The 24185-nt window shown below is 63.7% G+C and carries 25 protein-coding genes; 11 read left to right on the plus strand and 14 right to left on the minus strand.

The genetic code is table 11. The features are described from left to right. Positions 1-212: 212 nt before the first annotated feature. Together argE and ACHEXL_RS13965 are read left to right on the plus strand one after the other, a co-directional pair. Positions 213-1433 (plus strand): acetylornithine deacetylase, encoded by a 1221-nt coding sequence (gene argE / locus ACHEXL_RS13960; RefSeq protein WP_416560001.1) that lies wholly within the window; start codon positions 213-215, stop codon positions 1431-1433. A gap of 38 nt (positions 1434-1471) precedes the next feature. Next, the gene (locus ACHEXL_RS13965; protein ID WP_416560002.1) at positions 1472-2440 is read left to right on the plus strand and encodes a tripartite tricarboxylate transporter substrate binding protein; all 969 of its coding nucleotides are present in this window, start codon (positions 1472-1474) and stop codon (positions 2438-2440) included. Between the two features lie 23 nt (positions 2441-2463). On the opposite strand, the gene ACHEXL_RS13970 is transcribed toward ACHEXL_RS13965, so the two are convergent. From ACHEXL_RS13970 to ACHEXL_RS14000, 7 genes are all read right to left on the minus strand, one after another. Then, positions 2464-2889, minus strand: a complete 426-nt coding sequence (locus ACHEXL_RS13970) for a universal stress protein (protein WP_416561361.1) — start codon at positions 2887-2889, stop codon at positions 2464-2466. Positions 2890-3150: 261 nt separating this feature from the next. Beyond that, a complete protein-coding gene (locus ACHEXL_RS13975; RefSeq protein WP_416560003.1) occupies positions 3151-3729 on the minus strand; it encodes a YceI family protein in 579 nt (192 codons plus the stop codon). A 61-nt stretch (positions 3730-3790) separates the two neighbouring features. Beyond that, on the minus strand, positions 3791-4357 hold the full coding sequence (locus ACHEXL_RS13980; protein WP_416560004.1) for a YceI family protein: 567 nt from the start codon (positions 4355-4357) through the stop codon (positions 3791-3793). 43 nt (positions 4358-4400) lie between these two features. Continuing rightward, positions 4401-4931, minus strand: coding sequence for a cytochrome b (locus ACHEXL_RS13985; protein WP_416560005.1), 531 nt, complete (start codon positions 4929-4931; stop codon positions 4401-4403). A 27-nt stretch (positions 4932-4958) separates the two neighbouring features. After that, positions 4959-5744 carry a DODA-type extradiol aromatic ring-opening family dioxygenase gene (locus ACHEXL_RS13990; RefSeq protein WP_416560006.1) on the minus strand — a complete coding sequence of 262 codons (786 nt, stop codon included), beginning with the start codon at positions 5742-5744 and terminating at the stop codon, positions 4959-4961. 323 nt (positions 5745-6067) lie between these two features. Further along, positions 6068-6958, minus strand: a complete 891-nt coding sequence (locus ACHEXL_RS13995; protein WP_416560007.1) for an NAD(P)-dependent oxidoreductase — start codon at positions 6956-6958, stop codon at positions 6068-6070. Between the two features lie 18 nt (positions 6959-6976). Then, positions 6977-8410 (minus strand): aldehyde dehydrogenase family protein, encoded by a 1434-nt coding sequence (locus ACHEXL_RS14000; protein WP_416560008.1) that lies wholly within the window; start codon positions 8408-8410, stop codon positions 6977-6979. Positions 8411-8506: 96 nt separating this feature from the next. Between ACHEXL_RS14000 and ACHEXL_RS14005 the strand changes: the two genes are divergently transcribed. The 4 genes from ACHEXL_RS14005 to ACHEXL_RS14020 all read left to right on the plus strand — a co-directional run bounded on the left by ACHEXL_RS14005 (position 8507) and on the right by ACHEXL_RS14020 (position 12144). Then, positions 8507-9376, plus strand: a complete 870-nt coding sequence (locus tag ACHEXL_RS14005; RefSeq protein ID WP_416560009.1) for a LysR family transcriptional regulator — start codon at positions 8507-8509, stop codon at positions 9374-9376. Between the two features lie 92 nt (positions 9377-9468). After that, positions 9469-10905 carry an NAD-dependent succinate-semialdehyde dehydrogenase gene (locus ACHEXL_RS14010; RefSeq protein WP_416560010.1) on the plus strand — a complete coding sequence of 479 codons (1437 nt, stop codon included), beginning with the start codon at positions 9469-9471 and terminating at the stop codon, positions 10903-10905. A gap of 14 nt (positions 10906-10919) precedes the next feature. Further along, complete coding sequence (pcp, locus tag ACHEXL_RS14015) at positions 10920-11576, plus strand: pyroglutamyl-peptidase I (protein WP_416560011.1); 657 nt, start codon at positions 10920-10922, stop codon at positions 11574-11576. Positions 11577-11715: 139 nt separating this feature from the next. Continuing rightward, complete coding sequence (locus ACHEXL_RS14020; RefSeq protein WP_416560012.1) at positions 11716-12144, plus strand: c-type cytochrome; 429 nt, start codon at positions 11716-11718, stop codon at positions 12142-12144. Here ACHEXL_RS14020 and ACHEXL_RS14025 read toward each other — a convergent pair. Then, complete coding sequence (locus ACHEXL_RS14025) at positions 12113-13093, minus strand: oxygenase MpaB family protein (protein WP_416560013.1); 981 nt, start codon at positions 13091-13093, stop codon at positions 12113-12115. The two genes, ACHEXL_RS14020 and ACHEXL_RS14025, sit on opposite strands and share 32 nt — an antisense overlap. Positions 13094-13279: 186 nt before the next feature. Here ACHEXL_RS14025 and ACHEXL_RS14030 point away from each other — a divergent pair, with 186 nt between their 5' ends. Next, complete coding sequence (locus ACHEXL_RS14030; RefSeq protein WP_416560014.1) at positions 13280-13897, plus strand: hypothetical protein; 618 nt, start codon at positions 13280-13282, stop codon at positions 13895-13897. A 47-nt stretch (positions 13898-13944) separates the two neighbouring features. On the opposite strand, the gene ACHEXL_RS14035 is transcribed toward ACHEXL_RS14030, so the two are convergent. Both ACHEXL_RS14035 and ACHEXL_RS14040 read right to left on the minus strand, forming a co-directional pair. Then, the gene (locus ACHEXL_RS14035) at positions 13945-14439 is read right to left on the minus strand and encodes a lipocalin family protein (RefSeq protein ID WP_416561362.1); all 495 of its coding nucleotides are present in this window, start codon (positions 14437-14439) and stop codon (positions 13945-13947) included. Between the two features lie 157 nt (positions 14440-14596). Then, complete coding sequence (locus ACHEXL_RS14040) at positions 14597-15391, minus strand: SDR family oxidoreductase (RefSeq protein ID WP_416560015.1); 795 nt, start codon at positions 15389-15391, stop codon at positions 14597-14599. Positions 15392-15462: 71 nt separating this feature from the next. On the opposite strand from ACHEXL_RS14040, the gene ACHEXL_RS14045 reads away from it, so the two are divergent. Together ACHEXL_RS14045 and ACHEXL_RS14050 are read left to right on the plus strand one after the other, a co-directional pair. Beyond that, positions 15463-16335, plus strand: coding sequence for an isocitrate lyase/PEP mutase family protein (locus ACHEXL_RS14045; protein ID WP_416560016.1), 873 nt, complete (start codon positions 15463-15465; stop codon positions 16333-16335). Between the two features lie 29 nt (positions 16336-16364). Further along, on the plus strand, positions 16365-17384 hold the full coding sequence (locus ACHEXL_RS14050; RefSeq protein WP_416560017.1) for a Bug family tripartite tricarboxylate transporter substrate binding protein: 1020 nt from the start codon (positions 16365-16367) through the stop codon (positions 17382-17384). A 1-nt stretch (position 17385) separates the two neighbouring features. Here the strand turns inward: ACHEXL_RS14050 and ACHEXL_RS14055 are convergent, their stop codons facing one another. Continuing rightward, the gene (locus tag ACHEXL_RS14055) at positions 17386-18159 is read right to left on the minus strand and encodes a FadR/GntR family transcriptional regulator (RefSeq protein WP_416560018.1); all 774 of its coding nucleotides are present in this window, start codon (positions 18157-18159) and stop codon (positions 17386-17388) included. 192 nt (positions 18160-18351) lie between these two features. Between ACHEXL_RS14055 and ACHEXL_RS14060 the strand changes: the two genes are divergently transcribed. Continuing rightward, positions 18352-20040 carry an FAD-dependent oxidoreductase gene (locus ACHEXL_RS14060; RefSeq protein ID WP_416560019.1) on the plus strand — a complete coding sequence of 563 codons (1689 nt, stop codon included), beginning with the start codon at positions 18352-18354 and terminating at the stop codon, positions 20038-20040. Positions 20041-20058: 18 nt separating this feature from the next. After that, positions 20059-20301 carry a DUF2783 domain-containing protein gene (locus ACHEXL_RS14065; protein WP_416560020.1) on the plus strand — a complete coding sequence of 81 codons (243 nt, stop codon included), beginning with the start codon at positions 20059-20061 and terminating at the stop codon, positions 20299-20301. A gap of 123 nt (positions 20302-20424) precedes the next feature. On the opposite strand, the gene ACHEXL_RS14070 is transcribed toward ACHEXL_RS14065, so the two are convergent. The 3 genes from ACHEXL_RS14070 to ACHEXL_RS14080 all read right to left on the minus strand — a co-directional run bounded on the left by ACHEXL_RS14070 (position 20425) and on the right by ACHEXL_RS14080 (position 24184). Next, positions 20425-21318, minus strand: a complete 894-nt coding sequence (locus ACHEXL_RS14070) for a ribose-phosphate diphosphokinase (RefSeq protein WP_416560021.1) — start codon at positions 21316-21318, stop codon at positions 20425-20427. A gap of 13 nt (positions 21319-21331) precedes the next feature. Further along, a complete protein-coding gene (locus ACHEXL_RS14075; protein ID WP_416560022.1) occupies positions 21332-22918 on the minus strand; it encodes a thymidine phosphorylase family protein in 1587 nt (528 codons plus the stop codon). A 66-nt stretch (positions 22919-22984) separates the two neighbouring features. Beyond that, the gene (locus ACHEXL_RS14080; protein WP_416560023.1) at positions 22985-24184 is read right to left on the minus strand and encodes a Bcr/CflA family efflux MFS transporter; all 1200 of its coding nucleotides are present in this window, start codon (positions 24182-24184) and stop codon (positions 22985-22987) included. Position 24185: the final 1 nt, after the last annotated feature.

A 24185-nucleotide genomic window follows, 5' to 3' on the forward strand; every position in this document is an offset into this window, starting at 1 on the left:
AACATAATCGCGGACTTTTTTTTGGGGGTCAAAGCTGCTCAAAACAACGTGGTGCACATGGATGGCGGCCCCGGCGGCTGTCTTTGCTTCAATTAGCGGCCACTCCCCGGCGCGGTCAGACCAGCCCATGTCGGCAAGGTGACGCGAGGGGGCGCCTGCCCCGGTAAGATCAACTGCGCCCCGATGGGCGCCCTTTTACGACGGAGTCCCCCATGAACGCCCCGCTTGCTCACGCCGCCCTGTCCTCGGTCCAGGCCACCGACTTGGCCGCCCTGCCCCTGATTGAAAAATGGATCGCTTTTGCCACTGTCTCGCGCGACAGCAACCTGGCCTTGCTGGATTGGACCGAGGCTTACCTGAAAGATCTGGGCATTGCCTGCAGTCGCACCTATGACGACAGCGGCCAAAAAGCCAACCTCTGGGCCACCCTGCCCGCGCACGACGGCGAAACCAAAATCGGCGGGCTGGTGCTGTCGGGCCACACCGACGTGGTGCCAGTCGACGGCCAGCCCTGGGACACCGACCCGTTCAAGGTCGTGATTCAAGGCGACAAGATGTACGGCCGCGGCGTGACCGACATGAAGAGTTTTGGCGCGATCTGTCTGATGATGGTGCCCGAGTTGTTGAAAAGAAAACTCAAGCGCCCGATCCATTTGGCTTTCAGCTATGACGAAGAAGTGGGCTGCATCGGCGTGCGCCGCATGATCGCCGACATGCAGGCCCAGGGCTTCAAGCCTGCAGGCTGCATCGTGGGCGAGCCCACCGGTATGCAGGTGGTGATCGCGCACAAAGGCAAACACTCCTACAAAACCACGGTGCACGGTTTTGAGGCGCATTCTTCCCTCACGCCGCTGGGCGTGAACGCGGTCGAGATCGCTTGCGAGTTTGTTGCTCACCTGAAAAGCATGCACCGCGAACTGGCGCAAAACGGCCCGTTCGACCCAATCTACGACGTGCCCCACACCACCGTCCACACCGGCGTGATCGCTGGTGGCACGGCGCTCAACATCATCCCGCGCCAATGCGAAGTGATTTGGGAGATTCGCCACCACCACATGAACACGCCCGAAGAGCTGTTTGCGCGGGCCAAAGCCTTTGGCGAGAGCCTGGTGCCCGCCATGCAGGCCGTCGCACCCGACACGGGCATCACGCACGAACTCAAATCGGTGTTGCCCGGCTTTGCCACGGCGGCCGACAGCGAGATCGCGCAGCTGTGCTTTGACTGCGCCGAGGTCGATCCGGCCAGCGGCGCGGGCAAGGTGTCGTTTGGCACGGAAGCTGCATTGTTTCACCAGGCGGGTGTGCCCACCATCGTCTGCGGCCCCGGCCACATTGCGCAGGCGCACCAGCCCAACGAATGGGTCACGCTGGAACAACTGGCTTGGTGCGAGCGCTTCATGCGCCGCCTGGCCGACCGGGTGTGCGTGGCCTGATTTTTTGAATGAACGGAAAACTTTTCAAGGAAACACACATGATTCAACGGCGTGAACTTTTGGCGTCCAGCTTGGGCACGGCTTTGCTGTCGGCGGTGGGCATGGCCCAGGCCCAATCCACCAAACCGGTGCGCATCGTGGTGCCTTTTGCACCTGGGGGCGTGCAGGACATCCTGGCCCGCTCGTTCTCGGTCGAAATGGGGGCGGCTTTGGGCCAAACGGTGATTGTGGAAAACCGCGCGGGTGCGGGCGGCACGATTGGCAACGCTTATGTCGCCCGCGCCGAAGCCGATGGGTCGGTCATGGTCATGGCCGCGGCCAGCCACAACATTGCAGGCTCGCTCTACACCAAGCTGACCTACGACCCGCAAAAAGACTTTGCGCCCCTGGGCCACATCGGCAGCGCCAGCTATGTGCTCATGGTGCACCCCGATGTGCCCGCCAAAACAGCGGCCGAATACATCCGCCACGCCAAAGCCAACCCCGGCAAGATGAACTACGCCACAGCCGGCGTGGGCAGTGCCACGCATTTGTCCATGGCCTACTTCAACGGGCTGGCGGGCATCGATGTGGTGCATGTGCCGCTCAAGGCCACGGGCGAGGCCATCAACGAAGTCATCTCCGGCCGTGCCCAAGCGGTCATCGCTGCCAGCATCGGCGCTTTGGCCTTTGCCAAGGACAGCCGCATCCGTCTGTTGGGCGTGACTTCGCCCAAGCGCAGCAAATACCTGCCTGATTTGCCCACGATTGCTGAAAGTGGTTTACCGGGTTATCAGTTCGATTCGTGGTTTGGTTTGCTCGGCCCCGCAGGCGTGCCCGCAGAGCAGGCCAACCGCATCCACGCGGCCATCAGCAAGTTGCTCAAGGACCCGGTGATCCTGGAGCGCTTGGACAAGCAAGGCATCGAACCGCGCGACATGAGCAATGCCGACTTTGGCAAGCTGCTGGCTGCCGACTATGTGCGCATGGCGCAGGTGGTCAAGGCTTCGGGCGCGAAGATCGACTGACCTTCAGTCCCGAAATGCGTGGGTCAATCAAAACCCCGCACCATCAGCACCGGCACAGGTGACATGCGCATGACCTGCTCGGCACCGCTGCCGAGCAGCATCCGCCCAATGCCCCGCCGGCCATGGGTGCCGAGCACCACCAGATCGGCGCCCCATTCGCCTGCGGCGTCGGCCACCGATTCGCCAAGGCGCTGCCCCACACGGTCGATCAGCCGTGTGTCGGCCTTCACTTTGGCGGTGCTGGCCAGCGCCATGCCGCTCTCCAATACCTTATGGCCGTTTTCCCGCGCCAGTTGTGCCATCTCACCCGAGTATTCGTGGTTGCTCAGCAACGACAACTCGTCGATGCAGTACACCAGACGCAACTCTGCCTGGTCGGCTTGTGCCAGTTTGAGCGCGTAATCCAGCGCTTTGCTGGCGGTCTGGCTGCCATCGACGGGCACCAGAATTTTTTTGAACAAAGACATCGTGGTCTCCACAGTGGGCCGCGACCCCTGCCCCATGAGCGGGCGTATGTCAGGTCGCATGGGCTGGCGGGCTATTGAAAGAAATGAGCTTCGATGTTAGAAAAGCCAGGTCCCTGCGGCCATGCATCGGACGGTCAATTCGCCTCTGCCTCAGGTGCTATACCGATGGATGGGTGTGGATGTTGCAATAAAAAAGCCACCCCGGGATGCCCGGGGTGGCTTGGACTGGCAGAGCCAAAAAGCTCAGGGTGCGACGGCTTCGATGGCGATGTCGATGCGCACCTCGTCACCCACGTAAGGTGCGAATTTGCCGGCGTTGAACTCGGTGCGCTTGATGGTGGTGAACGCGTTGGCGCCCAAAGCGGGTTTTTTCATCATCGGGTGGGGCATGGCCAGGAAGTTGGTTACCTGCAGGGTCACGGGCTTGGTCACGCCTTTGATGGTCAGGTTGCCTTCGATGGCCTTGGGCTTGTCGCCTTCAAACACCACCTTGGTCGACTTGAAGGTCGCGGTGGGGAACTTGGCGGTGTCCAAAAAGTCTTCGCCCTGGATGTGGCCGTTGAAATCGGCAAAACCGGTGTTGACCGACTTCATGTCGATGGTGATGTCGACCGAGCCGGTCTTGGCTTCGGCGTCAAACACCACTTTGCCGCTGGTGTTGCTGAAGCTGCTCAGCTGTGTGGACAGACCGAAGTGCGAGTACGAGAAGCGTGGGTAGGTGTGTGAGCCATCCACGTTGTAGGTCACGGGTGCAGCCAGGGCCGAGCCTGCGGCCACCGATGCGAAGGCCAAAGCGGCGGCGAGTTTTTTGAAAGATGTCATGAGAAAGCTCCTGTTGAAAAAGAAAGGTTGAGAAACGGAAACGTTGGATCTGTTTTGCGGCTTATTTGCCTTGGGACGCGGTGATCGAAAAGTTGACCTGGATGTCGTTGGCCACCACATCGAACTTGGCCCACATGCCTTCGCCAATGCTGTAGTCGGCACGCTTGAGCGTGAAGCCGCCTGTCAGCAGGCCATCCTTGCCCTGGGGCGTGTGCTTGAGGGGAAACTTCACCTCTCGGCTTTGGCCCTTGATGCTCAGCGTGCCGAGCACTTCGTATTGGTTGGGCGCGGTTTGTTTGATCTGTTTGCTCACAAACTGGGCTTTGGGGAAAGCGGCCGTGTTGAACCAAGACTTGGTCACGACTTCCTGATCGGCTTCGCCCGATCCGGTATCCACGCTGGCCAGTTCGACCTCGAAACTGGCTTTGCCTTGTTCGGCCTTGGCCGGGTCAAAGTTGACTTGCGCGGCGAACTTTTTGAAGCGCCCATCGGCGCTCACGCCCATCTGTTTGAACTGGAAATTGATGCTGCTTTTGGCAGGCACGATGGATTGGTAAGGCGCGGCTTGCACTTGCGAGGCGAGCGCGGCGGCCGACAGGGCCAGGAGGGATTTCAAAACGGTGTTCATGGGGTTCCTTTTTTATGGGCGTTGAGCGTTCGGCGTTCGGCTTTCAGCGGGCCGGCAACATGCGGCGCAGCGTATCGTCTTTGTGCACAAGGTGGTGCCACAGCGCTGCCGCTGCATGGCCTGCGATCAAGAGCAGCAAGCCCACATTCAAAGCCCAGTGCAGCTGGGCCAGTTGATCGCCCAGCGCCTTGTCCTTGCCGATCAGGTCGGGGATGGGCAGCACGCCGAACCAGATGGTCTGAAAGCCTTTGGCCGAGCTCATCAACCAGCCACTCAAGGGGATGGCGATCATCAGTGCATAAAGCAGAAAGTGCCCAATGTGTGCTGCCCATTGCATGGGCGCCGACAGGCTGTCCGGCAGTGCGGGTGGGCGGTGGGTGATGCGCCAGGCCAGGCGCAGCCAGACCAGTGCGAACACCGTGACCCCGGCCCATTTGTGCCAGGAGTAGTACTGCAGCTTTTCGGGCGACAGGGGCAGGTCGCTCATGTAAAAGCCCAGGGCCAGCAGGCCGAAAATCATCAGTGCCATCAGCCAGTGCAGGCTTTTGGCGGTGCGGGTGTAGTGCGTGTTCATGCGGTGCAATCTCTTGAAAAGTTCGGCTCAGTGGAAGGCGTAGCCGTCCATGGCGATGACGTGGTCACTGATGCCCCGGAAAAATGCTTCGGGTTGCGCATCGGCTCCCGCCGCGCCCAGGGCGGTGAACAGCGGCAGCAGGTGCTCGTCGCTGGGGTGGGCACGCTGGCCAGCCGCTTGTTGGCGGTAGGCCAACAGGCCGGGCACATCGCGCTCGGTCATGTGGGCGTGGATCCAGTCGGCAAAAGTCTGCACATAAGCGGGTGTGGCCCCGCCTTGCATGCGCACCACCATGAAGTCGCGCAGGTTGTGCGTGATGTTGCCGGAGGCCAGCACCAAAATGCCTTGCTGCGCCAGACCGGCCAGCGCCTGGCCCACGCGGTAGGCGTGTTCGGGGCCCAGGTGGCTTTGCACCGACAGGGGCACCACCGGCACGTCGGCGTCGGGGAACATCTGGCGCAGCGGAATCCAGGCGCCGTGGTCCAGGCCGCGCTGGGCGTCTTGCGCCACGGGCAGGCCAGCTGCTTGCAGGGCGGTCACCACTTGGGCGGCCACTTCGGGGCAGCCGGTGGCGGGGTATTGCATCTCGTACAGGCGCGGGTCAAAGCCGCCAAAGTCGTGGATGGTCTCGGGTCGGGTGGCAAAACCGACCGTGGGCACCGCCGTTTCCCAGTGCGGGCTGACCACCACGATGGCGCGGGGCGTGCCCAGCTGCGCCACCACCTGCGTCATGGCCGCGCCCGCCGCACCCGGATGCAGGGCAAACATGGGGGAGCCGTGGGGCACAAACAGGACAGAGCGTGGGGCGGTCATGGTGGTGGGCAATACAAAGTTCGGTACAAGTCCGGGTTAAAGGGGTGGCGCCAAAACAGGCTTGGGTGCCACCGATGGATCGAACTTTAGGCGCTTCAATCGATTATAAAAAGTGGCAAATCTACAAATGCTTGTTGCACCGACTGCAACAATTGAAGGGCAGAACAGCTTTGGGTGGGTAATCAGTAGGGGGCTGTCCCTGCGCGGAATGCCGGTGTTTGTAGGAGGCTGCCCCTGCGGTCGAACGGTTGCAGTGGCCGGGGCATGCGTTCGCGAGCGTGGGCTCGCTCCCACCATGAACATGTGGGCGCGGGGGGGCGGCCTCAGGCCTTGAGTGCGCCCTTGGCCAGCTGGCCCACCAGCTCTGGCAGCAGGGTTTGCGGATCGACCGCCTGGCAGGCCGCAGCCAGCGTGGCCTGCATGGCTTTGGCTGCGGCGTCATGCGAACCAGTCTCGTGCGCCATGTCGGCGTAGTAGCCCAGATCCTTGAGGGCGTTGGCCATCGAAAAACGCAGGCCCGAAGTTTCGCCGCGCAGCAGGTAGGGCTTGAGGCGCTCCAGCGCCGCACCCCAGCCACCGCCTTTTTCCAGCACCTCGACAAACACCGCGTCGTCGATGCCCGAGCGGCGTGCGCAGGCCGCCGCTTCTGCCAGCAGCGTGACCGAGCCGAGCGAGACGAAGTTGTGCAGCAGCTTCATGCTGTGGCCAGCGCTCACGCCACCGGCATGCACGATGTTTTCGGCAAAGGTGGACAGCAGGGGGCGCACTTCTTCGAGCAGCGCCGCGTCCCCACCGATCAGCAGGTTCAGGCGGCCTTGCATGGCTTCGTTGGGGGTGCGGGTCATGGCCGCGTCCATGAAGCGCACGCCCTGCTGGGCCAGCGTGGCCGCCACCTGCTGGGTGGACGCGGGGATGCTGGTGGAGCAGTCGATCACCGTCATGCCTGCGCGCAAGCCCGCCAGCAGGCCGGTGTCGCCCGCTAGGATGGCCTCGACCTGCGCCGAGCCGTTGACGCACAGGATGACGATGTCGCTGGCTTGGGCCACGGCTTGGGCGGTCGGCGCGGTGCTTGCACCTGCGGCGATCAGGTCACCCAGCGGCTGGTTGCCCGGGTGCTCCATGGCGGTGAGCGCGAAGCCTTTTTTGACGATGTTGGTGGCGATGCCCAGGCCCATCAGGCCCAGGCCGATCATGCCGATGCGGGGGTTTTGCATGTGAGGCTCCAGCGGCGTTCAGCCGTGTTTGATGGTGACGGTCTTGAGCGTGGTGAAGCTGTACAGCGCTTCAAAGCCTTTTTCGCGGCCATGGCCACTGGCCTTGACGCCGCCAAACGGCAACTCGATGCCGCCGCCCGCGCCGTAGTTGTTGACGAAGACCTGACCGCTTTGCAGGCGACGCGCCATGCGCAGCTGGCGTCCGCCGTCTTGCGTCCACAAGGCAGCGGCCAGGCCGTATTCCGTGCCGTTGGCCAGTTCGATGGCGTGGTCTTCGTCGTCAAAGGGGCTGATGGCCAGCACCGGGCCGAAGATTTCTTCTTGCGCGATGCGGTGTTCGATCGGCACGTCGCGGATCAGCGTAGGCACCTGGTAAAAGCCCCCTTTTGGCGCTTCGGGCACCAGCTGGCCTTGCGCGGCGATCGGCAGGCCATCGCTCTTGGCCAGCTCCACGAAGCTGCGCACGCGCTGCATCTGCGACTCGCGGATCAGCGGGCCGCAGCTCAGGTCCATCGCGGCCGGGCCGGTGCGGGTGGCGGCAAAGGCTTTCGCCAGGCGCTCGACCACCGCTTCGTACACCGGGCGGTGCACCAGTGCGCGGCTGCCGGCCGAGCAGGTCTGGCCCGCGTTTTGCACGATGGCGTTGGTCACCACCGTGGTCATGGCGTCCATGTCGGCATCACCAAAAATGATCTGTGGCGACTTGCCGCCCAGCTCCAGCGTCACGGGCGCATGGTGCTCGGCCGCAGCTTGCACCACCAGCTGGCCCACGCGGGGCGAGCCGGTGAACGACACATGGTCCACGCCCGGGTGGCGCACGAGCAGGTCACCCGCTTCGTGGCCGTAGCCGGTGACGATGTTCAGCGCCCCGGCCGGAAAGCCCACCTCGGCCGCCATCTCGGCCACACGCATGATCGACAGGCAGGCGTCTTCGGCGGGCTTGACCACGCAGGCATTGCCCACCGCCAGCGAGGCCGCTACGCTGCGGCCAAAAATCTGCAGCGGGTAGTTCCACGGGATCACATGGCCTGTCACGCCAAACGGTTCGCGCAGGGTGAACACGGTGTGGCCGTTGTAGAAGGGGATGGTCTCGCCCATCAGCTTGTCGGCAGCCCCGGCATAGAACTCGAAATAACGGGCCACGGCCGTGACATCGCCACGCGCCAGGGTGGTGGGTTTGCCGCAGTCGCGTGACTCGATGGCGGCCAGCTCGTCGATGTGCGCCAGCATGTGCTGGGCCAGGCGTTGCAACAGGCGCCCGCGCTCGGTGGCGCTCAGGCGGCCCCAGTCGCCTTGGAAGGCGTCGCGCGCGGCGTGCACGGCGCGGTCGATGTCGGCCGCGTTGCCTCGGGCGATGGCGTCAAATGGCTCGCCGGTAGACGGGTCGATGACCGGGATGTCTTGGCCCGATGCGGGGGCGACGTGCTGGTTGGCGATGTAGTGCAGTTTCATGGGGCCGATCTCCGATATTTTTCATTCAGTTTACCGCTTGGTTTGGGACCACCCTGTCTTGTTGCAGAATCAGCAACAATGGACAAGCTCGATGCAATGCAAATCTTTGTGCGTGTGGCCGAAGCGGGCACATTCACCGCCGTGGCCGACCAGCTGCAGGTGGCCCGTTCGGTGATCACGCGCCAGATCGCGGCGCTGGAAAAGCACCTGCGCGTCAAGCTCATCACGCGCAGCACCCGCAGCCTGACCCTCACGCCCGCAGGCGCGGCCTACCTCGAAAAGTGCCGTGTCATTCTGAACATGGTGGACGCCGCCGAGTCCAGCCTGGACGAAGAAAAAGCCGTGCCGCGCGGACGCATTCGCCTGGGCCTGCCTCTGAGTTTTGGCCTGCAGCGGCTCATGCCCGCTCTGCTGCAGTTTGCCCAAGCGCAACCGCACATTGAGCTGTTGATGGACTTTTCGGACCAGCGGGCCAACCTGATCGAAGAGGGCATTGACCTGTCGATCCGCATCACCGCCGATCTGCAGCCCGGCGACATTGTGCGCAGCCTGGGGCATTGCCGATTGCTGACGCTGGCCTCGCCCGCCTACCTGTCTGAGCACGGCACCTTGCGCCACCCTGAAGAATTGCGCCACCACGAGTGCCTGGTTTATTCGATGAGCCCCAAGGGGGCGAGCTGGCCCTACCGCGTTCAAGGCCAGTTGCAGTCCTTTGCGGTGCGTGGCCGCATCCAGGCCAACAACGGACTGGCCCTGGTGCAGGCCACCGCACAGGGCATGGGCATCACCCTGCAGCCCGACTTCATTGCCGAGCCTTTTTTGCAAAGCGGCGAAGTGGTCGAAATCCTGCAGGACTTTGAGGCCCCACCCTTGGGCATTTACGCCGTCTTGCCCAGCAACCGCTACATCCCGCACCGGGTGAATGTGCTGATCGAGCACCTCTCGCTTGCCCTGCAAGGTGCATGACCCTTCATTCCGTGCCGTGTCACAGTGTTGACGGCACGCGCCCGGTTTCCCGCCACAATGGCTTTTTTGTTTGTTTGCCCACTGGACGCCTTATGACTTACCCCCACACCCAACTCTTCATCAACGGCCAATGGTGCGATGCCGAAGGCGGCCGCACCCTGCCGGTGTTCAACCCTGCCACCGGCACTGAAATCGGCCGCCTGGCCCATGCCGGCATCCCCGACCTGGAGCGGGCTGCGCAAGCCGCGCAAAAGGGTTTCGAGTTGTGGCGTGACACCCCCGCCAACGAGCGCAGCGCGATCATGCGCAAGGCCGCTGCGCTGATGCGCGAACGCGCCCCGCAAATTGCCGAGTTGCTCACCCAAGAACAAGGCAAACCCTTGGCCGAAGCCAAGATCGAGGCCATGTCGGCGGCCGACATCATCGAGTGGTTTGCCGAAGAAGGCCGCCGCGTGTATGGCCGCATCGTGCCGCCACGCAACATCCAGGTGCAGCAGCAAGTCCTCAAGTTGCCCGTGGGCCCTGTGGCCGCCTTCACGCCCTGGAACTTCCCCATCAACCAGGCCGTGCGCAAGATGTCTGCCGCTTTGGCCACCGGCTGCTCCATCATTGTCAAAGCGCCCGAAGAAACGCCTGCAGCGCCCGCCGAGCTGATCCGCGCTTTCCATGATGCAGGCGTGCCCGCTGGCGTCATCGGCTTGGTCTACGGCACCCCCGCCGAGATCTCGAACTACCTGATCGCGCACCCGCTGATCCGCAAGATTACTTTCACCGGCTCCACGCCCGTGGGCAAGCAGTTGTCGGCCCTGGCGGGCCAGCACATGAAGCGCGTGACCATGGAGCTGGGTGGCCACGCCCCGGTCATCCTGGCCGAAGACGCCGACATCGCGCTGGCCCTGAAGACGGCCGGTGCGGCCAAGTTCCGCAACGCGGGCCAGGTCTGCATCTCGCCCACCCGCTTTTTGGTGCACCACAGCATTGCCGACGCCTTTGCCGAGCAGTTTGCCGCGCAGGCGCAGGCCCTGCAGGTGGGCGACGGCCTGGCCGCAGGCACGCAGATGGGGCCGCTGGCCAACGAGCGCCGCCTGGCCGCCATGCAGGCCATCGTGCAGGACGCCCGCGCCAAAGGTGCCAAGGTGCTCACGGGTGGTGAACGCATCGGCACACAAGGGAACTTCTTTGCGCCCACGGTGCTCTCGCATGTGCCGCTCGATGCCGATGTGGTGGTCAACGAGCCCTTTGGCCCGATCGCCGCGATCCGCAGTTTCGAGAAGATCGAAGACGCGATTGCCGAAGCCAACCGCCTGCCCTTTGGCCTGGCCGGTTACGCTTTCACCAACTCCATGAAAACCATGCACCAGCTCAGCCAGCGCCTGGACGTGGGCATGCTCTGGGTCAACCAGCCCGCTGCGCCCTGGCCCGAGCTGCCTTTTGGTGGCATGAAGGATTCCGGTTATGGCTCCGAAGGCGGCCCCGAGGCGCTGGAGGCTTACCTCAACACCAAAACCGTGTCGATCTTCAACGCCTGAAAGGCCTGGCGTTCATGCGTGTCCTGGTCACGGGTTTCGAGCCCTTTGGTGGGCAAAGCCTCAACCCGTCCTGGGAGGTGGCCCGTGCCTTGCGGGGTGCGGTGATCGCTGGGGCGCAGGTCACGGCAGTGCAGTTGCCTTGCGTGTTTGCGCAGGCGCTGCCCGCTTTGCAACAAGCCCTGGCACCGCACCGCCCCGACATCGTGCTGGCGCTGGGCCAGGCTGAGGGGCGCTGTGATTTTTCGGTCGAGCGCGTGGCCATCAATGTCATGGACGCCCGCATCCCCGACAACGCAGGGGCCCAGCCCATCGATGTGCCGGTGATTGCGGGGGGACCGGCAGCCTACTTCAGCACCTTGCCCATCAAGTCTTTGGTGGCGGGTTTGAAGGCGGCGGGTTTTCCGGCCTCGGTGTCGCAAACGGCGGGCACCTTTGTCTGCAACCAGGTGTTTTATGCCCTGCAGCACAGGCTGGCAGGGCTGGGCGTGCATAGCGGTTTCATGCACTTACCGCTGTTGCCCGAGCAAGCCGCCCAGTGGCCTGGGCCAAGCTTGCCCAGCTGGCCCGCCGCTGTGCAGGTGGCAGGGGTGCAGCAGGCCCTGGCCTTGTTGGTGGCGCATCGGCAGCAAGGGCTGGGTGACGTCGCCATCAGCGGCGGCACGCTGAACTGATTACCGCTTAACCGGTAAGCGCCGCAGGGTAGACGGTAGGCCCTGGCCGATAGACGGTACCCGTTTGGGCGTGCCAACGCACAGACCTTGCGGGCCTGGGTCCCGATGATGAGGCTTTTGCAAAACAACAGGAGCCAAGATGAACACACAGACCATTTGCCGATGCGTGATCGCCAGCATCCTCAGCGTCACGGCCACGTCGTGGGCGCAGACGTCGGTCAGCCTGGGCCGCGTGGATTACAAGGACAACTGCGCCAGCTGCCACGGCGCATCGGGCAAGGGCGATGGCCCGGTGCAATCGTTTCTGGTCAAGCCACCGTCCGATCTGACGCGGATTGCGCAGCGCAACGGCGGCAAGTTTCCGCAGGAGTTGATGTGGGAGGTGATCGACGGCCGCTGGTCAGGAGACACCGGTCCGCACGGTTCGCGTGAGATGCCGGTGTGGGGCAACGAGTTCAAGGCCCGCGCCATGACCCAACCCAGCGACTCGCCCCGCACCGCCGAATGGTCGGCGCGCAACCGCATCGTGTCTTTGCTCATGTATTTGGAGACGATTCAGCAGCCTTGAAACCTGGCGTCATGCGTTGGCGGGCACGGGCGGCCACACCCGTGTCGGCAAAGGCCCAGGCCAGCGATGCGCCCATGCCTTGCAAGGCGGTGCGCACCGCGGCTTGTTCCAGCGGGCAGCTGCGTTCGCGCCCCAGCATGTCCAGCGCCCAGTCGGGCAGCATCTGGAAAGCGGCTCGAACGATCAGACCGATCAAGGGCCGGTCCAGCGGCGCACACGGGTAGTGCTCGATCAGAGCAATCGTTTCCCGCGTGCGCTCGTCCACCCGCAGCTCCGGGCGGTAAGCCTGCAGCTGTGTCAGAGCCTGGTGCCTCGTCAGGGGCAGGTCGTGGGCGCCCAGGCGCTCGCCGATTTGCGCCATTTCGGCAAAGTACAGGTCTTGCCTGTCTGTGGCCAAGGGCTGCAGCGACAGATCCTGGTAAGCCCGCAAAAAACTGGTGGTCTCGCCCAGGTGCACCCAGCGGATCAGCTCCGGGTCGTTGGCCGCATAGGGCGTTCCGTCGGGCAGCGTGCCGCGAATCTGCGCGTGAATGCGGTTGACCCGCTCGATGGTCTGCAAGGCGGCGGCCGTGCCGCCATAGGTGGTGGTGGCCACAAACAAGGCGGTGCGCCCCAGCCGCGCCTGCAACTGGGTGCGAAAACTGGAGTGGTCCCAAACGGCGGCCAGTGCCCGGGGGTGCAGGGCCTGCAGCATCAGCGACGACAAACCCCCGGTCATCATGGCCACAAAGTGCGCATGCACCTGCCAGGCGGCCGAATCGGGCCCGAACAGGCCCGGGTCGCCCGCAGGCTGCAGAAAGTCCCGCGCATCCCCCGTGGCCCCGGTCATGGCCCGCACGCGCTGGCCCAGCTGGGCTTTGACGGTGGCCGAAAGCTGTTCGGTCAGCGGGCTCAGCACAGGGCAGTCCCCAAGCTTGTGGGGCGGTAAAAAACGGGCGGGGTTGAACATGGGTGGGTAATGAAAGACAAGCCGCAGTTTGGGTCAGGCCCGTCCCGGATGCAGGGGGGGTGGCAATGGCCGTGAAATGCCTCGGGTTTTTCGGCAATACCCCGGCATACTGTGGGTCTATTCGCGGGCCAAGGCGCCTGCCTTGTGGGCCATGACCGAACATGCGTGACTAATTTGGAGACTCCTATGGCCTGGCTGGACTTTTTGAAAAACGGCAACGAACTGAGTGAATTGCTGATCGAGGGCAACAACCCCTACGGTGCGCAACTGCTCAAGCAAGCCGATGTGGACCAGATGCGTGACCACATTCGGCCTGGCGAACGTGTGCTGGGCTATGTGCTGGGCCGCGTGGTGTTGGCCGGTCGCGGTCTGTGGTTGTTGACCGATCAGAACCTGCTGATTTCAGAAAACGACAGCGGCAACTTGGTGCACCACTTCGCCTTGAAAGACATCACCCAGGCCGAGTGCCTGAAAGGCAAATACGGCTACACCTTGCGCGTGACCGCCGCAGGCCAGCAACGCAGCGTGTACGGCGCGTCAAGCCACCTGGCGGCGGTGTTTTACCGGGCGCTGGGCCAAAAAGCGCCTTGCAGCCCGGTCTACAAACCCACCGCGCTGGACGCCGACGATGTGGCCGAGGTGGTTCACCACTTCTCGGACGCTGCATTGCGCTTGCAACCTGTGGCCTTGGTCAACGCCGATGCCCGCGCCCTGATCGCGCAACTGGCGCAAGACGCAGCGGACCAGGGTTGGCTGCAGGCCAGCGAAGCGGGCCAAGTGCGCGTGGCCGAAGCCGCGCACTGACCTTCAAGCTCTTTTTTGTGGCAACTCAGCCCCGTGAGCGAAGGCTCTCAGGGCTTGCTGGCTTCGATCCGTTTCAGGTCGAAGCCCAGCTTCTCCAGCTTGCCCAGGAGCGCCTGGTAAGTGGCCGCAGGCATTTGCGGCGTGCGCGACAAAATCCACAGGTACTCGCGCTGGGGCTCACTCACCACCACCCATTGGTAGTCTGGGTCCAGGTCGATGATCCAGTAATCCCCCCACACCAGCGGAATGAACGACAACCACTCGGGTGCAAATCGCACCTTGAGCTGGGGTGAGGTCGGCCCCCCGATTTGCCGGGCCGCGCCCAGGGCCTCGCTCCATTCGCCCTTGTCGGTTTTGCAGCGGTTGAGCACCTGCACCTGGCCATTGGCTTGCAGCGTGTAAGTGGCCTGCGTGTTGCTGGCACATTTCTTCTGGAACCAGTTGGGGTACTTGGCGATCTCGTGCCAAGTGCCCATGTAGCGCGGTAAATCGACCGAGGGCACTGTTTGCAGTGGTGCCAGTTCGGCCTGCGCCGCCCCCATCGCCGCCGTCCAGACCAACAGGCCCGTGGCGATGCATTGTTTGGTGGTCTTCAGCAGGCGGTGAGACTTTGTCGTGAAAAGGGTCATGGTGTCTGGGTCTCCAACAAGGGGGGTTACCTGGCCGAGCTTGGCACACGCCCGCAAGCTCATCCGTTGTTTACACCACGATCGGATTCAGCGCCCCGTCCATGCTCATGCAAATGCCGGTGATGTAGCTGGCTTTGGACGAGGCCAGAAACACCACAGCGTTGGCGATCTCTTCGGGCTCGGCCATGCGCCCCAGTGGAATTTTGGCCACGGCTTGCGCCATGGCTTCTTCGGTGTCGATGCCCTTCAGGCGCGCATCGGCGGCCATGCCTTCTTGCAAGCGGCCCGTCAAGGTCAGGCCGGGGTTCACTGCATTCACGCGGATACCTTGCGGCCCATAAGCGGCCGCCATGCCGGCGCTCACCAGCATCAAGGCCGCGTTGGCTGCGCCGCCAGGCAGGTGGATCGGGCTGGCCACTTTGCCGCCGTTGCCCACCACGTTCACCACCGTGCCGTGGCCACGCTGGGCCATGCGCTGGATGGTGGGCGTGAGCATGTGGATGGTGGTGAAGTATTTGGCTTGCATGGCATCGGCAAAAGCTTCGGGCGTCAGCTCGGGTGCGGGTGTGCGCTTGGCTGCACCCGCCGAGTTGACCAAAACATCGACCGGGCCTAATGCGGCTTCTGCCGAGTTCAGCGCCGTCAGGGCCTCGCCTGCATCGCGCAAATTGGCTGACACGGTGTGGATGCGGTCTGCGGCAAAACTGGCCTGCAGTTTTTGCAGCGCATTTTTCAAATTGGCCGTGTCACGCGAGACCAGCGTGACCTTGGCCCCTTCCTCCAAAAAAGCCTGGGCGCAGGCCAGGCCGATGCCTTTGCTGCCGCCGGTGATCAAAACATGCTTGTCGCTTAAGTGCAGGTTCATGGGTGTCTCTTCTGGTGAAATGAAAAATTCGTGACTTGCCGATTTAATCATTCTTGCACCCACTTTGCCTCATGAACTCCAAAACCTCTGCGCTGCGTGCGCGTTTGAACCAACCCGGCCTGGTGGTCGCTCCTGGTGTGTTCGACATGGTGTCGCTGCGCCTGGCCGACAGCTTTGGCTTTGACGCGCTGTACATGACCGGCTACGGCACCGTGGCCTCGCACATGGGCCTGCCCGATGCGGGCCTGGCCACCTACAGCGACATGGTTGGCCGCGTCACCGCCATGGCCGGCATGGCCCGCACGCCCCTGATTGCCGACGCCGACACCGGCTACGGCGGCTTGCTCAACATGCGCCACACCATCCGCGGCTACGAGGCGGCGGGCGCTTGCGCCATCCAGCTCGAAGACCAGGAGTTCCCCAAAAAGTGCGGCCATACGCCGGGCCGCCGCGTGATCCTCATGGCCGACATGGTGCGCAAGATCCAGGTGGCGGTGGATTCGCGCGAATCCAAAGACTTCTTGATCATCGCCCGCACCGACGCCCGCACCACGCTGGGCCTGGACGAAGCGCTGCGCCGGGCCGAGGCCTATGCCAAAGCCGGTGCCGACATCCTGTTTGTCGAATCGCCCGAGTCCGAAGAAGAAATGCGCCGCATTGGCCAGAGCTTTGACGTGCCGCTGGTGGCCAATATGGTCGAGAAAGGCCGCACCCCGGTGTTGACCCGCCCCGAGCTGGAAGCTCTGGGCTACAAGATCGCCATCTTTCCCGTCACCGCCTTGCTGGCCAGCGTGCAGGCCATGACACAGGTGTACCAGCAGTTCAAGGACACGGGCTCATCGGCCAAGGGCAGCACGCCTTTGTACGACTTCGCCGATCTGACAAAGCTCATGGGCTTTGAAGACGTCTGGGCCTTTGAAAAGCGTTACGCCGAAACCGATTGATTCCCCCCTGAAACCCCTTGGAGACAACGATGAAAAAGAACAGCACAACACCCCGCCGCCAATGGCTCAAAGCCGCACTGAGCACGGGCTTGATGGCCGCAGCCTGCACTGGCTTGGCCCTGAGCGCCAGCACGGCCGCAGCGCAAGCGGCCTACCCCGCCAAGCCGATTCGCTTGGTGGTGCCTTTTGCTACCGGCGGCGTGACCGACACCAGTGGCCGACTGATTGCCGAGCAATTGTCCAAACGGCTGGGCCAACAGGTGATCGTGGACAACAAACCCGGGGCGTCGGGCAACATCGGCACGCAAATGGTGGCTACGGCCGAACCCGATGGCTACACCTTGCTCTTGGGTTTTGATGGCACCCTGGTCATCAACCCCCATGTGTTCCCCAAAGTGGGTTTTGACACGGCCAAAGATTTTGCCCCGATCGGCAAGATAGGCGATGCCATTTTGATTTTGGTGTCGCACCCGGGCGTGCCGGCCAAGACGCTCAAAGATGTGATCGCCTTGTCCAAAACCCAATCCGGTGGCTTGTCGTACGGCACCTCCGGCACGGGCGGCACGCCGCACATCGCGGGTGAGTTGCTCAAGCAGCGCACGGGCGCCAACTTGACCCACATCCCGTACAAAGGCGGTGGCCAGGCCATGATCGATGTGATGGGCGGCACCATCCCGCTGGTGTACACCGCCGTGGCGGGGGCGATTCAGCACGTCAAGTCGGGCAAGCTGCATGCCGTGGCCGTCTCCAGCGCACAGCGTGCGCCGTCCATGCCCGATGTACCCACCTTCATCGAAGGCGGCGTGCCCGACTTCGATATCAACTCCTGGGTGGGTTTGCTGGCCCCGGCCAAAACGCCTCGGGCGATTGTGGACAAACTCAACACCGAACTGAACGCGGTGCTGAACGACCCGGTGGTGCGCGAGCGCCTGAATACGCTGGGCATCACTGCCAGCCCGGGTGGCCCAGAGAAATTCGGCCGCGATATGGCGCGTGACCTGTCGCGTTATGCGGCCGTGGTCAAGGCGGCCAACATCAAGGTGGAGTGATTCAAGCCCGCAGCCCTTTGACCAGGGGCTGCGCCAGTCGCTCGCCCTCTTGCACCCAGAAGGCAGGGTCTGCCCTGCGGATGCGGGTAATGGCATTGCCCATGTGCGTCGCAGCAGCTTGCCTGGCCGCAGCAGCGTCACCGGCTTTGACAGCTTGCAAGATGGCCTGGTGTTCGGTTTGCACTTCGGCTGCAAAGTCCATCCGCCGCGCTTCGTTGGCCCGGGTCACTTGTGTGGCCCCGTGTAAAAACTGGCCTAGGTACTCCAGTGTCTGAATCAGGAATGGGTTGCACGTGGCGTCGGCAATGGCCCGGTGAAAGTTCACGTCTTCGGCCACGCCATCGCCGCCCGACTGCACGGCTGCATCAAGGGCCTGAACGGCTTGCTCGATCTTGCGAAGATCGCGTGCGTTACGCCGTTCGGCCGCCAAAGCCGCCACTTCGGCTTCGAGTGCGCGGCGCACCTCCACCATCTGGATCACGGCCTCTTGCGAGGCGGCATGCCGCGCCTCGAAGTTGAGCGGCGCGAAGGGCAGCTGCGGATTCACAAACACCCCGCTGCCTTGGCGCGAATCGACCAGGCCCAAAGACTTGAGTCTGGACACGGCCTCGCGCACCACGGTGCGGCTCACTTCAAACTGCTCGACCAGGCGCGCCTCGGTGGGCAGTTTGTCGCCGGGCAAAAGGCGGCCTTGTTTGATTTCGTTGGCCAGTTGCTCGGCCACCTGGTCAGACAGGCGAGCGCCGCTGGACACGGGGGTGAAATGCTGGATCATGAAGTTGTCATACAAAAGACGGACCTTGAGCATAGCCTGACTGCGGTTTTCACGCTGTCAAGCTGGTTCGTTGTTGCATGAAAAACAAAAATTCCTGCAAGTTTAAAATTACGAATAGGTAAATCAATTTATCTATAGTAAATTACTGTTTGTCGCACCGAAAGGTGTTCACCTCATGGCCGGAGACCACGCATGGGCGCTTACATCAACCCGATCTATCCCTACAAGTCGCCTGCCGACTTGATGTCCACACCGCCGCAGCGCAAACCGCTGATCGTCATTGGCGCAGGGCCAGTGGGCCTGGCAGCGGCCATCGATGCCCGATTGCAGGGGCTCGAAGTGCTGGTGCTGGACGACGACAAAACCGTCTCGGTCGGCTCGCGGGCCGTCTGCTACGCCAAGCGCTCGCTCGAAATCCTGGACCGCCTGGGCATTGCCGATCAGGCCTGCAACATGGGAGTGAGCTGGAACATCGGTCGCACCTTTTTGGAAGAAGACGAGGTCTACCAGTTCAACCTGGTGCCCGACGCGGGCCACAAGCGCCCCGGCATGATCAACCTGCAGCAATACCACGTGGAGGAAATGCTGATCGCCCGCGCCTTGGAGCTGGGCGCGGACATCCGTTGGCAGCACAAGGTCACCGCCGTCACCCGCCACGACGACCATGCCTCGCTCACGGTGGAAACGCCCGACGGCACGTTTGACATCGAGGCCGACTGGTTGGTGGTGGCCGACGGCGCACGCAGTCCCATTCGCCGCCACCTGGGGCTGGACATCGAAGGCCGCGTGTTCCAGGACCGCTTTTTGATCGCCGATGTGATCATGAAGGCCGACTACCCCGCCGAGCGCTGGTTCTGGTTCGATCCGCCCTTTCACCCCAACCAGAGCGTGCTGCTGCACAAGCAGAGCAACAACGTCTGGCGCATCGACTTCCAGCTCGGCTGGGATGCCGACCCCGAAGAAGAGAAGAAGCCCGAAAAAGTCATCCCGCGCCTGCAGGCCATGCTGGGCGATGATCGGCCGTTTGAGCTGGAGTGGGTCAGCATCTACACCTTCCAGTGCCGCCGCATGACCGATTTTCGCCATGGGCGCGTGCTGTTTGTGGGCGACGCGGCGCACCAGGTCTCGCCGTTTGGCGCACGTGGCGCCAACTCGGGCTTTCAGGATGCAGACGATTTGATGTGGAAACTGGGCCTGGTAATCAAAGGCCAAGCCAGCGAGAAACTGCTCGACACCTACGCGCACGACCGCCAGTTTGCGGCCGACGAAAACATCATGAACTCGACCCGCTCGACCGACTTCATCACGCCCAAGAGCCGCACCAGCAAAACCTTCCGCAACCAGGTGCTGGCGCTGGCCAAGCACTACCCGTTTGCGCGCAAGCTGGTCAACTCGGGCCGCTTGTCCATGCCGTCTTTCCTGACCGAATCGGTGCTCAACACGCCCGACACCGACGCCTTTGAAGGCCAGATGGTGCCCGGCGCACCGATGGACGACGCGCCCGTGCAAGTAGATGGACAAGACGCCTGGCTGCTCGACCAGGTGGGCAAAGGTTTTCAGGTCTTGTTGTTTGTTGACGCAGCGCCTTCGCCCGAAGTGCTGGTGCACCTCGCATCCTGTGGCAGCGCGCCCCTGCGCGCGCATGCCCAGCCCGTCCAAGCGACGCCCCTCATCGTCGCAACCACCCCCCTGAACATCCCCGGCGTCAAAGTGATCGTCGACACCCAAGGCCTGGTGGCCAAACGCTACGACGCACGACCCGGCACCACCTACCTGCTGCGCCCGGATCAGCATGTGGTGGCCCGCTGGCGCACGCTGGACACCCACGCCGTGCAGGCCGCACTGGCCGGCGCCCTCGGAAGCCAGATCGGCCAAGCCTGAACCGCAACAAGGACTGACATGAACACCCACATGACCAACGCCCTGAAAACAGACCCCAACTTCCACGAAACAGGCCGTCGCTTCTTCCGCGACTTTTCACCCGGCGACGAGTTCTATGAACACCTGATCGAAGCCCACAACGGCCTGAGCGACGAACAAAGCGAAGCCCTCAATGCCCGCCTGATCTTGCTGCTGGCCAATCACATTGGGGATTTGAAGGTGCTGCGCGAGGCGCTGGACAAGGCGCGCAAAAGCGCTTGAGTAAGGTGCATGCTGACTGATTAGCCGTGGTGACGATCAGTCACGCAAACCTCTCTTTCGGTCAGCCCAGCTGCCCACAAGGGGTGTACACCCGTGCAAGCTGGGTGCGACAGATGGGTGCCGTCATGTCCGGTTTGATCGCATGAGCGCTTGCGACAGCAAAGTCGCCAACCCCACCACATTGCTTTCATGCGCCACGCTGTCCGTGCTCCAGAACTCGCCCACGCCTGATTGATGGATGCGCTGCAGCGCATCGCCGGCCAGCAGGGCGTGCGTCACCGCCACGTCCACGCTGGCGGCACCTGCGGCCAGGGCCAACGCGGCGGCGGTCGCCAGGGTGTGGCCGCTGCTGGCCACGTCGTCCAGCAGCACCACGGCCTGGCCGCGCAGGTCGCACGCGGGCAGCGCGATGCTCACGGCGTGGTCGCCGTGGCGCACTTTGCTGCACACCGCATGTTGCAGGCCGTGGGCAGCGGCGGCTTGGGTGACCCATTGCGCCGATTCGCTGTCGGGCCCGAGCAAGAACGCGCCGGGCCGATGTTGCGCAATCCAGTCACCCAGCAGCGGTGCCGCGCTGAGCGTGGTGGCCTGACGGGCGGGCACGGCTTCGGCCAGGGTGGTCACCCGGTGCAGGTGCGGGTCCACCGTGATGACCGCGTCGAACAGCGTGGCCAGCCAGGCACCCACGATGCGCTGGCTCACGGCCTGGCCGGGGGCGAATGCCATGTCTTGCCGCATGTAGGCCAGGTAGGGCGCGACCAAGCTGAGATGACGGGCGCCCAGTTGGCGGGCGGTGGGCGCGGCCAGCAGCAGCTCGGTCAGTTTGTCGGTTGGCTGGTGCAGGCTGCGCAGCAGCACCACACGCGGGGGCAAGTGCGCGGGCAGCGTGAGCTGGATTTCGCCATCGGGAAAGCGGTGACGCGCCACCCGGTGCGGCACTAGACCCGCAGCATCGGCCAGTCGCAGAGCGGCGGGGGTTTCATCTTCAAAGTAGAGCAATGCACCGCGTTCAGACATGTGCCGTCTTTCGTCAAAATTCGACAAACACATGCGGCACTTCATCGGCCTGGCCCAGCGTGTAGCCGCTCGCTTTGCGGCACAGCTGCGTGGCAAATTCCAGGTCGCTGGGGTAGGCGGCGTGCACGCGGTACAGCGGCGTGCCTTGCGTGATGCTGTCGCCCAGTTTGTGCAGCAGGTCCACCCCGGCGCTTTGCACTTTGGGGGCGCCGGCCATGCGGGCCACGCGGGCGATCTGCAGGTTGTCGATGCCGGTGACCACGCCATCGGCCGCGGCGCACACTTCCAGCGTGAGCGCACCCAGCGGCGGGTGGTTGTGGTCAAACGGGCGTGCGCCTTGCGCGGCAATGATGGCCTGCATGCGGCTGAGCGCCCGGCCGGAGTCGAGGATGTCGCGTGCGATGGCAAAGCCGTCGCCGCCGCGCACATCGGGGCTGGCTTCGATCAGGCGACCTGCCAGGCGCAGCGATTTTTGCCGCAGGTCGTTGGGCGCACGCGGGTCGTTTTCGAGCACGCGCATCACATCGCGGGCTTCGAGCATCGGGCCCACGCCCTGCCCCACCGGTTGGCGGCCGTCGGTGATGACCACTTCGAGCGACAGGTGCATGCGCGAGGCCACGTACTCAAACAGCCTGCGCAGGCGCTGCGCCTCGGGCATGGAGCGCACCTTGGCGGTGGGGCCGATCGGGATATCGAGCACCAAGTGGGTGGAGCCCGCCGCGATTTTTTTGGACAGGATGGAGGCCACCATTTGCGCTGGCGAGTCCAACGACAGTGGCCGCTCGACCGCGATCAGCACGTCGTCGGCGGGCGACAAATCGGCCGTGCTCCCCCATGCCAGGCAGCCCCGGTGCGTGCGCACGATCTCGGCCAGCTTTTCAAAAGGCAGCTCCACATCGGCCAGCACTTCCATGGTGTCGGCCGTGCCTGCGGGCGAGGTGATGGCGCGTGACGAAGTCTTGGGACACAGGATGCCGTAGGCCGCTAGGATGGGCATAACCAGCATTGAGGTGCGGTTGCCGGGAATGCCGCCGATACAGTGTTTGTCGACCACCAGCGGCTCGCGCCAGTCGAGGCGGCGACCGGCTTGGACCATGGCTTCGGTCAGGAAGTAGACCTCTTCGCGGTCCATCTCGCCCCGGTTGGTGGCGACCACAAAGGCGGTGAGTTCGATCTTGGAATAGTGGTGCCCCGCAATGTCCCGAACGATGGCGTGGAAGTCGTCCTGGTCCAGGCGTTCGCCATCGATCTTGCGAAACAGCGCCTCCATCGACGCGGGCGGTTCGGCCTGCGAGACCGAGGCGGTGTGTCCATCGGGCACACCCAGGTGGCGAAAAGCGTCTTCGGACAGGCCGATTTCGGTGCAGGCCACGATGCTGTCGTCGTCGACCACATTGAGGGTGGCCAACACATGCCGCCCGTTGGCGCGCACTTCGATTTTGGACAGGGCCTGAAAACCCTCGGCCCGGTACACCGCACAGTTGCGGTTGAGGTAGGCCACGTTTTCACGGTAAGTGTCGATGGCCACACGGCGCAAAGACAGGGGCGAGGCCCGGTCGGCGGGGCTGGGTGGCAAAGCGGAGGGGGATGGCGTGTCCATGGCTTTCAGCCTACACCCAAAACGGCCGTTGCGGCAGGTCTGCCGAGTCGCAGGCCCTGCAGTGGCTCAATGCCGGCGCAGAAAAAACTGCGCCGTCGCGCCGGTCAGGGCAAAGGCCAGCATCATCCAGCCCAGGTTGACTGCGCCTTCGTGCGGCACCAGGCCCACCAGATAACCCCCGGTGGCCCCGGTGAGCTGCTGCATCAGGCCCGCCACGGCCGCGGCCGATCCGGCCAGTGCGGGCAGCACGCCCACGGTACCCGCCAGCGCAGGCGGGTTGAGCAGACCATGGCCAAAGCCCAGCAAGAGCAGCGGCAAGGCCACAGCCAGCGCCGTCTGTACGCCGCCCAAGCCCAGCGCCAGCATCACGACCAGGCCGCTCAGCGTCAGGGCCTGGCCCCAGGCCATCACGCGCGATTCGCCCGCCTGCTGAATGAGCCTCGACGTCATGAAGTTGCCCAGAATGTACGAAATGGGTACGGCCATGATGAACCAGCCAATGCCGTCGGGGCCGATGCCGTAACCCTTGAGCACGATGGGTGCCCCGGCGAGGAAGGCATAAAACGTGGCGGTGGTCGCGGAGAGGATGCCGACATACAGCAAAAAACGCGGCTCGCGCAGCAAACGGGCGTAGGCGCTGAGCATGGACCGCAGCCAGTGGCCCGGTGCAGGCGCAGGTTTGGCCACACGCGGCAAACCCAGCCATGCGGCCACCAGCAGCACCGCCGCCAACACCGCCAGCAGCACGAAGTTGGTCTGCCAGCCGTAGCGCACATGGATCTGCCCGCCGATCAGCGTGGCCAGCGGCGGGCACATGCCCAGCGCCATGCCGATGTAGGCCATGACGCGGGTGCGCTGTGGCCCGGTGAACAGGTCTTGCACCATGGAGCGGCTGACCACCATGCTGGCCGCGCTGCCCGCGCCTTGCAGCACACGGGCAGCGGTGAGCGTGGCGATGTCGGTGGCCAGCGCGGCCATGACCGAGGCCAGCCCCGCCACCACCAGGCCCAGCATCAGGATGGGCTTGCGCCCATGGTGGTCTGACAGCGGGCCATAGACCAATTGCAAGGCGCCATAGGCGACCACATAACCGCTGAAGGTCAGCTGCACATCGGCCTGGCGGGTGTTGAAGAGGGTGCCCCACTCCTGCATGGAGGGCAGGCACAGCGTCATGGCCAGCAGGCCAAATGCGATTTGGGCCAGCACATTGGCGATCAGCCAGGGGCCGTGAGCGCGCGGGCCCTGGTTGGCTGGTGTGCTGGGCATC

The organism is Limnohabitans sp. YIMB22184, from assembly GCF_048020265.1.
Taxonomy (GTDB): domain Bacteria; phylum Pseudomonadota; class Gammaproteobacteria; order Burkholderiales; family Burkholderiaceae_C; genus Limnohabitans_A.

Bases quoted from the DNA above. Each gene is read 5' to 3' on its own strand.
- argE (WP_416560001.1), top strand. From the start codon at position 213: ATGAACGCCCCGCTTGCTCACGCCGCCCTGTCCTCGGTCCAGGCCACC.
- ACHEXL_RS13965 (WP_416560002.1), top strand. From the start codon at position 1,472: ATGATTCAACGGCGTGAACTTTTGGCGTCCAGCTTGGGCACGGCTTTG.
- ACHEXL_RS13975 (WP_416560003.1), bottom strand. From the start codon at position 3,729: ATGACATCTTTCAAAAAACTCGCCGCCGCTTTGGCCTTCGCATCGGTG.
- ACHEXL_RS13980 (WP_416560004.1), bottom strand. From the start codon at position 4,357: ATGAACACCGTTTTGAAATCCCTCCTGGCCCTGTCGGCCGCCGCGCTC.
- ACHEXL_RS13985 (WP_416560005.1), bottom strand. From the start codon at position 4,931: ATGAACACGCACTACACCCGCACCGCCAAAAGCCTGCACTGGCTGATG.
- ACHEXL_RS13990 (WP_416560006.1), bottom strand. From the start codon at position 5,744: ATGACCGCCCCACGCTCTGTCCTGTTTGTGCCCCACGGCTCCCCCATG.
- ACHEXL_RS13995 (WP_416560007.1), bottom strand. From the start codon at position 6,958: ATGCAAAACCCCCGCATCGGCATGATCGGCCTGGGCCTGATGGGCCTG.
- ACHEXL_RS14000 (WP_416560008.1), bottom strand. From the start codon at position 8,410: ATGAAACTGCACTACATCGCCAACCAGCACGTCGCCCCCGCATCGGGC.
- ACHEXL_RS14005 (WP_416560009.1), top strand. From the start codon at position 8,507: ATGCAAATCTTTGTGCGTGTGGCCGAAGCGGGCACATTCACCGCCGTG.
- ACHEXL_RS14010 (WP_416560010.1), top strand. From the start codon at position 9,469: ATGACTTACCCCCACACCCAACTCTTCATCAACGGCCAATGGTGCGAT.
- pcp (WP_416560011.1), top strand. From the start codon at position 10,920: ATGCGTGTCCTGGTCACGGGTTTCGAGCCCTTTGGTGGGCAAAGCCTC.
- ACHEXL_RS14020 (WP_416560012.1), top strand. From the start codon at position 11,716: ATGAACACACAGACCATTTGCCGATGCGTGATCGCCAGCATCCTCAGC.
- ACHEXL_RS14025 (WP_416560013.1), bottom strand. From the start codon at position 13,093: ATGTTCAACCCCGCCCGTTTTTTACCGCCCCACAAGCTTGGGGACTGC.
- ACHEXL_RS14030 (WP_416560014.1), top strand. From the start codon at position 13,280: ATGGCCTGGCTGGACTTTTTGAAAAACGGCAACGAACTGAGTGAATTG.
- ACHEXL_RS14035 (WP_416561362.1), bottom strand. From the start codon at position 14,439: ATGGGGGCGGCGCAGGCCGAACTGGCACCACTGCAAACAGTGCCCTCG.
- ACHEXL_RS14040 (WP_416560015.1), bottom strand. From the start codon at position 15,391: ATGAACCTGCACTTAAGCGACAAGCATGTTTTGATCACCGGCGGCAGC.
- ACHEXL_RS14045 (WP_416560016.1), top strand. From the start codon at position 15,463: ATGAACTCCAAAACCTCTGCGCTGCGTGCGCGTTTGAACCAACCCGGC.
- ACHEXL_RS14050 (WP_416560017.1), top strand. From the start codon at position 16,365: ATGAAAAAGAACAGCACAACACCCCGCCGCCAATGGCTCAAAGCCGCA.
- ACHEXL_RS14055 (WP_416560018.1), bottom strand. From the start codon at position 18,159: ATGATCCAGCATTTCACCCCCGTGTCCAGCGGCGCTCGCCTGTCTGAC.
- ACHEXL_RS14060 (WP_416560019.1), top strand. From the start codon at position 18,352: ATGGGCGCTTACATCAACCCGATCTATCCCTACAAGTCGCCTGCCGAC.
- ACHEXL_RS14065 (WP_416560020.1), top strand. From the start codon at position 20,059: ATGAACACCCACATGACCAACGCCCTGAAAACAGACCCCAACTTCCAC.
- ACHEXL_RS14070 (WP_416560021.1), bottom strand. From the start codon at position 21,318: ATGTCTGAACGCGGTGCATTGCTCTACTTTGAAGATGAAACCCCCGCC.
- ACHEXL_RS14075 (WP_416560022.1), bottom strand. From the start codon at position 22,918: ATGGACACGCCATCCCCCTCCGCTTTGCCACCCAGCCCCGCCGACCGG.
- ACHEXL_RS14080 (WP_416560023.1), bottom strand. From the start codon at position 24,184: ATGCCCAGCACACCAGCCAACCAGGGCCCGCGCGCTCACGGCCCCTGG.